Annotated in this window: 8 protein-coding genes; 3 read left to right on the top strand and 5 right to left on the bottom strand. The window is 71.1% G+C overall.

From position 1 onward, the window contains the following. Positions 1 to 49: 49 nt before the first annotated feature. Positions 50 to 1069: a glutamine synthetase gene (glnII, locus tag ACWGIG_RS17010; RefSeq protein WP_453322394.1), complete on the bottom strand. Its 1020-nt coding sequence runs from the start codon at positions 1067 to 1069 to the stop codon at positions 50 to 52. A 480-nt stretch (positions 1070 to 1549) separates the two neighbouring features. Between glnII and ACWGIG_RS17005 the strand changes: the two genes are divergently transcribed. Then, positions 1550 to 2500 (top strand): Gfo/Idh/MocA family protein, encoded by a 951-nt coding sequence (locus ACWGIG_RS17005; RefSeq protein WP_453322393.1) that lies wholly within the window; start codon positions 1550 to 1552, stop codon positions 2498 to 2500. Beyond that, on the top strand, positions 2497 to 3411 hold the full coding sequence (locus tag ACWGIG_RS17000) for an alpha/beta fold hydrolase (protein ID WP_453322392.1): 915 nt from the start codon (positions 2497 to 2499) through the stop codon (positions 3409 to 3411). The genes ACWGIG_RS17005 and ACWGIG_RS17000 overlap by 4 nt, the downstream gene beginning before the upstream one ends. Before the next feature lie 15 nt (positions 3412 to 3426). Here the strand turns inward: ACWGIG_RS17000 and ACWGIG_RS16995 are convergent, their stop codons facing one another. Continuing rightward, positions 3427 to 3795: an ArsC/Spx/MgsR family protein gene (locus tag ACWGIG_RS16995; protein WP_453322391.1), complete on the bottom strand. Its 369-nt coding sequence runs from the start codon at positions 3793 to 3795 to the stop codon at positions 3427 to 3429. A 148-nt stretch (positions 3796 to 3943) separates the two neighbouring features. On the opposite strand from ACWGIG_RS16995, the gene ACWGIG_RS16990 reads away from it, so the two are divergent. Then, on the top strand, positions 3944 to 4234 hold the full coding sequence (locus ACWGIG_RS16990) for a hypothetical protein (protein WP_453322396.1): 291 nt from the start codon (positions 3944 to 3946) through the stop codon (positions 4232 to 4234). Positions 4235 to 4544: 310 nt separating this feature from the next. Here ACWGIG_RS16990 and ACWGIG_RS16985 read toward each other — a convergent pair whose 3' ends face one another. The 3 genes from ACWGIG_RS16985 to ACWGIG_RS16975 form a co-directional block, all read right to left on the bottom strand. Further along, on the bottom strand, positions 4545 to 4823 hold the full coding sequence (locus tag ACWGIG_RS16985; protein WP_453322390.1) for a helix-turn-helix domain-containing protein: 279 nt from the start codon (positions 4821 to 4823) through the stop codon (positions 4545 to 4547). Continuing rightward, entirely contained in the window at positions 4820 to 5581 is a 762-nt protein-coding gene (locus tag ACWGIG_RS16980) for a hypothetical protein (RefSeq protein WP_453322389.1), read from the bottom strand. The genes ACWGIG_RS16985 and ACWGIG_RS16980 overlap by 4 nt, the downstream gene beginning before the upstream one ends. Before the next feature lie 270 nt (positions 5582 to 5851). Then, positions 5852 to 6004 carry a hypothetical protein gene (locus ACWGIG_RS16975; RefSeq protein ID WP_453322388.1) on the bottom strand — a complete coding sequence of 51 codons (153 nt, stop codon included), beginning with the start codon at positions 6002 to 6004 and terminating at the stop codon, positions 5852 to 5854. Positions 6005 to 6037 lie beyond the last annotated feature (33 nt).

Here is a 6037-nt window from a genome sequence, read left to right as displayed (position 1 = left end):
GGACCGAACCGGTGAACGCCCCCTCCCCACAAGCCTGTTACGGCGTGACTCAGACCTGCCCGGCCTTCTCCAGCGCCGTGCAGCACGTGTCCACGATCAGCCGGGTCACCACGTACGGGTCGACGTTCGCGTTCGGACGCCGGTCCTCGATGTAGCCCTTCTTCTCCTTGCCGACCTGCCACGGGATGCGGACCGAGGCACCGCGGTCGGAGACGCCGTAGCTGTACTCGTTCCAGGGGGCGGTCTCGTGCAGGCCCGTCAGGCGGTCGTCGATGCCCGCCCCGTAGTTCTTGACGTGATCCATCGGCTTGGAGCCCTCACCGAGGGACTCGCACGCCGTGATGATCGCGTCGTACCCCTCGCGCATCGCCTTCGTGGAGAAGTTGGTGTGCGCACCGGCGCCGTTCCAGTCGCCCTTGACGGGCTTCGGGTCCAGGGTGGCCGACACACCGAAGTCCTCGGCGGTGCGGTAGAGCAGCCAGCGGGCGATCCACAGCTGGTCGGAGACCTCCAGCGGGGCCAGCGGGCCCACCTGGAACTCCCACTGCCCCGGCATGACCTCGGCGTTGATGCCGGAGATCCCGAGGCCCGCGGCCAGACAGTGGTCGAGGTGCTTCTCGACGATCTCGCGGCCGAAGATCTCGTCGGCGCCGACACCGCAGTAGTAGCCGCCCTGCGCGGCCGGGAAGCCGCCCACCGGGAAGCCGAGCGGGCGCTCGCCCTCGAAGAAGGTGTACTCCTGCTCGATCCCGAAGATCGGCTCCTGGCCCGCGAACTGCTCGGCGAACGGGCGCAGTTCGGCACGCGTGTTGGAGGAGTGCGGCGTCATGTCGATGTTCAGCACCTCGCACATGACGAGGATGTCGTTGCCGCCGCGGATCGGGTCCGGGCAGGAGAACACCGGGTTCAGCACGAGGTCCGAGCGGTGCCCCTGGGCCTGGTTGGTGCTCGATCCGTCGAAGCCCCAGATCGGCAGCGCCGCCCCGTCGCTGAGGATCTTCGTCTTCGAGCGGAGCTTCGCGGTCGGCTCGGTGCCGTCGATCCAGATGTACTCGGCCTTGAACGTCACGGACGCCATCCTTTACGGGTTCTACGCGGCTGCGGGGTGCGGTGCCACCGGTGCGGCGGTGGCGGGGTGTACTGCGCCCCGTGCTGCTGCGGTGATGGTCGGCAGCCTGGCAACGGGGGATTTCCCCTCCGTTGCCCGTATGTGAACCCCGTGTTACCGGGCCGGACGCGGACGTGACATGCGTCGCACCCTCCAGAGGCCCGGGGAACCGCGCGGCAACCTTTCGGGGGTGCGGGGGAACCGTGCGGGCACTCTTTCAGGGGCCCGGGGAACCGTGCGGCAATCTTTCAGGGGCGCGGGGAACTGCGCGACCAGCCACATCCGACCCGCGGACACACACCGGCCGTGGCCGGGCCCGCCACCCGGGTCCGGGGCAGAGCCCCGTTTCGGGAGAAGGGGCGCGTCGGGGAACGGCCCCGCGCAGCGGCACCCCCCCCCGCGGGGGACCACGGATGTCACCCCCGGGGCAGACTGGCCCGCATGACCTCCCCGCACCCCACCCCGCACTCCTCCCCGCCCCCCACCCCCCTCCGCATCGGCCTCCTCGGCACCGGCCCCTGGGCCGACCGCACCCATGCCCCCGCCCTCGCCGCCCACCCCGAAGTCGACTTCGTGGGCGTGTGGGGCCGCCGCCCCGAAGCCGCCGCCAGGATTGCCGAAGCGCACTCCACCACCGCGTACGACGACGTCGACGCGCTCTTCGCCGCCTGCGACGCCGTCGCGATCGCCCTGCCCCCGGACATCCAGGCCCCCCTCGCCGTCCGCGCCGCCCGGGCCGGCTGTCACCTGCTCCTCGACAAGCCGGTCGCCACGACGACGGAGGGTGCCCGCCAGGTCGCGGAGGCGGCCGAGGCCGCAGGCATCGCCTCCGTCGTCTTCTTCACCCTCCGCTTCGCCGCCGGCACCGTCCCCTGGATCGCCGAACAGACCGCCACCGACGGCTGGTTCACCGCCCGCGCCCACTGGCTCGGCGCCTTCTTCCGGCCCGGCGGGTCCGGCCCGGCCACCGCCTCCCCGTGGCGCGGCGAGAAGGGCGCCCTGTGGGACGTCGGCCCGCACGCCCTCTCCGTACTCCTCCCGGTCCTCGGCGACGTCACGGACCTGACGGCGGCCCCCGGACCCGGTGACACCGTCCACCTCACCCTCCGCCACGCCTCCGGTGCCTCCAGCTCCACCACCCTCAGCCTGACCGCCCCGCCCGAGGCGTCCGGAGTCGACATCGAACTCCGCGGCACGGCGGGCGTGCACTCCCTGCCCGGCCCCTGGGGAGCGGGCGTGGACTCCTTCGGCACGGCGATCGACGCCCTCCTGGAGGCGGCCCGCACCGGCATCCCGCACCCCTGCGACGCCCGCTTCGGCCTGCACGTCACGGAGATCCTGGAACAGGCGGACGCGGCTCTGAACGCGCCCCCGAAGAAGGCGTCCGCATGACCGGACGCCCCGCCCCGCCCACCGGGCCCACCCCGGCCGAAGGCAGCGGTGTCCCAGAAGCCTTCCGCGCCGCGTACGAAGCACTGCTGGCCAAGTGGCCCGCGGGCCACGCGGCCGAACCGAGTACCGTCCCCACCCCCTTCGGAACCACCCGCATCAACAGCTGCGGCCCCGCCGACGCCCCGCCCCTCCTCCTGCTGCCCGGCGGCGGTACCAGCTCCCCGAGCTGGTACGCCAACGTCGCCGGCCTCGCCCGCACCCACCGCGTACACGCCGTCGACCCGATCGGGGACCCGGGCTTCAGCGTGGCGGATCCCGCCCGCCCACTGCGTACGATCGCCGACCAGGGCACCTGGCTGGACGCCGTCCTCGACGGCATCGGCGCCGGCAGCGTCAGCACCCCGCCCGCCGCCCTCGCCGGTCACTCCTACGGCGCCTGGACCGCCCTCCACTACGCCCTGCGCTCCCCGGGTCGCGTCAGCGACCTCGTCCTGCTGGACCCCACCCAGTGCTTCGCGGGCCTGGCCAAGGGCTATCTGGCGCGCGCCCTCCCCATGCTGCTGCGCCCCCGCGCCGACCGCATCGCCAAGTTCCTCCGCTGGGAGACCCAGGGCGTCCCCCTCGACCCGGCCTGGCTCCGGCTCCAGGAAGCCGCGGCCGAATTCAAAGGGGCCCGGCCCGTCACCGGACCGAGCCCCACCCCCGACGAGCTGCGCACCCTGCGCCCCCGCACCCTGATCCTGCTCGCCGAACACAGCCGTACCCACGACTCCCGCAAGGCCGCCGCGCGGGCCGCCGAGCTCCTCCCGGCGGCCACCATCTCCGTACTCCCGTACGCGACGCACCACAGCCTGCCGTTCGCGCGGCCGACCGAACTGAACGACCGCATCGCGGAGTTCCTCGGCGGTTGAGCCGTGACGTGTTCCTCAGCCGCCGAGCCGCCCCAGGGCGTCCCGTACCGCCTCCTCCGTACGCCCCACCACGGCCGTCCCGTCGTCGGCCGTGATGATCGGCCGCTGGATCAGCTCCGGGTGCGCGGCGAGCGCGGCGACCCACCGGTCCCGCGCCGCCGCCTCCCGCGGCCACCCGGGTACGCCCAGCTCCTCGGCCGCGGCCTCCCGGGTCCGCGTGATGTCCCACGGCTCAAGCCCGAGCCGCCCCAGCACCTCCCGGATCTCCCCTTCGTCCGGTACGTCGTCGAGGTAGCGCCGCACGGTGTACTCGGCCCCCTCCTCGTCCAGCAGCCGCACCGCCGAGCGGCACTTGGAACACGCGGGATTGATCCAGATCTCCATGCCCCAAAGGTACCCCCAGCCCCTCCGCCCACCCGGCCTCAAACGGCCCCTGGCCAGGGCCGATTGTCAGTGGTGCCCAGTAAAATGGGAAGCGTCCGAGAGGGTCCGTGACCGCCTCAGGAGGATGCCCGTGACCGCTGCCGCACTGATGACCAACGCCCGCCCGCACAAGCCGAAGACCGACCGGGGCAACCCGCCGAAACCGCTCCGCAAGAAGCCCCTCCCGGCCGGCCGGCCGCGCGAGTGGTACATCTCCCACAACCGCCGTCTCAAGGCCATGCGCCTGGCGATAGCCCTGATGGACACCGGGGTCTACGTCCCCGAGAAGGCGACCAACCGCAAGATCCGCGCCACGGCCGCGCGCGTGGGCATCCACCCGCCGTCCAACACCACCTGCCGCCTGGTCCGCGACCTCATCCGCGACGAGCTGAGCAACTGACCGACACCTGACCGTCCCAGAGGGGCCGTGCCTGCCGCGTGCTGGGGAGGCACGGCTCGGCCGCAGCCACCCACGGACTCCGTCGATCGACGAACAAGGCGAGCATCAGGAAGGCAACCAACCCCAAGGCCTCTACTCGCTGTGTTGGTGAGGCCCGGGAGGGACTGCATGTATCGTCCCCGGACAGTGTCATGTCCGGTCTCCGTGCCGTGCCCGGCCTGAATCGCCAATGCCGCCACCCCAGGTATGAGGGGTGGCGGCATTGTGATGGTTTGTCACTCGAGGGAATCGTCGGCCGAGTGCTGCCCGCTCACGGGGTGTCGACATCCCGGGCGGAGTCCATGCCGGTCTCCAGATCGACCGCGTAGATCGGTCGCTCCTCGATCTCCAGCAGGCGCATCAGCGACGTGGTCGGAATCCTGAAGCAACCTCCCACGCGCAGCACGGGGCAGGGGAACGCCCCCTGCTGGATCAAGCGGTACACGGTCCCGACACAGACGCCGAGAATCGAAGCCGCTGTGCGTGCGTCCACTGCTACCGGGAGGTTGAAGACCTCGGTGAAGCCCATCGGGCGCCGTCGGTTGTTCACCGCCTCCTCCTGCTGGGGCGTAGGGAAAGGGTGCCGATGTGCTCCCTGCGCCCGGCCCTGCGTACCTGGCGGGTGACATGGTGGAGATGGAGACGTCCGGCCAGCTCCCCGAGTACTTCGCCTTCCCGCTGGGCTGCTGAGCCGACAAGGCGCAGAGGGGCGCGGAGGCCTCCCGGTCCGTTGGGCGGAGCGATCTCCAGTTCCCAGTCGGGCGTTCCTGAGGCCCTTGCTTCTTCTCGGGCGTCCGCGCCGGGATGGTTGTTGTCCCTCGCGAGGGACTCGATGTAGCCGACGGGCCGCAGCGACCGGATATCACGGGAGAGGCGGCCCGCCCCGCGGCGTGCTGTCCGAAGCAGGTCGTCCATCGCGCAGTGGCTCTCGGGGTCCGCGGCCGGCAGTGCTTCCAGCAGGCCGAGCACCAGCTCCGATTCGATGTCCGGCAGGCTGTTTTGAAGCCCTGTGGAGATCTTGTACGCCGTCTTGTTCAGCCGGGGCCAAGCGAGCCACAACAGGAGCAGTTGCCACGTCCCCTGCGGGCCCGTGTCGGCCTGCGCGCTGCGGATCGCCGCCGTCCAGATCGCGGCACACGTCACAGGGTTCTTCTCGGGTCCGTAGAGCGCGTGGCGTGCTTCGGCGGGAGAGAGCGAAACGGTGCCTCGTTCCAGGCTGATCGTCAGCTGGATGTCGTCGGTGATCCGGGGGTCGGCAAAGTGCCTGTTCACAGCGGCCAGTACGCCGCTCGAACTGATCGGTGCCATGACAGGTTCTCCTTCGGCGGTGGAAGCGCCGGAAATCGGTTGGGTGAGGAGCGCTCTGTACGTCGAGCCGACCGTCGACAGCAGGGGACGAAGCGGTCACACGTCCCATGCGTCACAGATTTGTACATCTGTGGACGGGGTTCGGCTTCTGTCGAACCACAGGGACGGATGAGGGGAAGGTGACGGGCTGCCGAGCAGGGCGGAGTCTGGTGCGGGGAAGTGAACGCCCGCCCGAAGGAGGGCATTCACCGGATTCCGTGGCGAGTGTGTCTACGCCGGGTCGGTCGAGGGTGTTTCCGGGGTGGCGGCCGGAGGGGTCTCCGGGGTGGGCGGCTGAGCCTTGACCGTCGACCGCTTGTGCGGCCGGTAGGACGAAGACCTCCTCAAGCGGGACCCGCGGTCGTTGCGGCTGCGGCGGTTCATCTGCGAACTCCTTCTCGTGGATTCCCTTGCGGA

The organism is Streptomyces sp. NPDC054863 (genome assembly GCF_053610825.1).
This window is presented reverse-complemented; position numbering and strand designations above follow the sequence as displayed.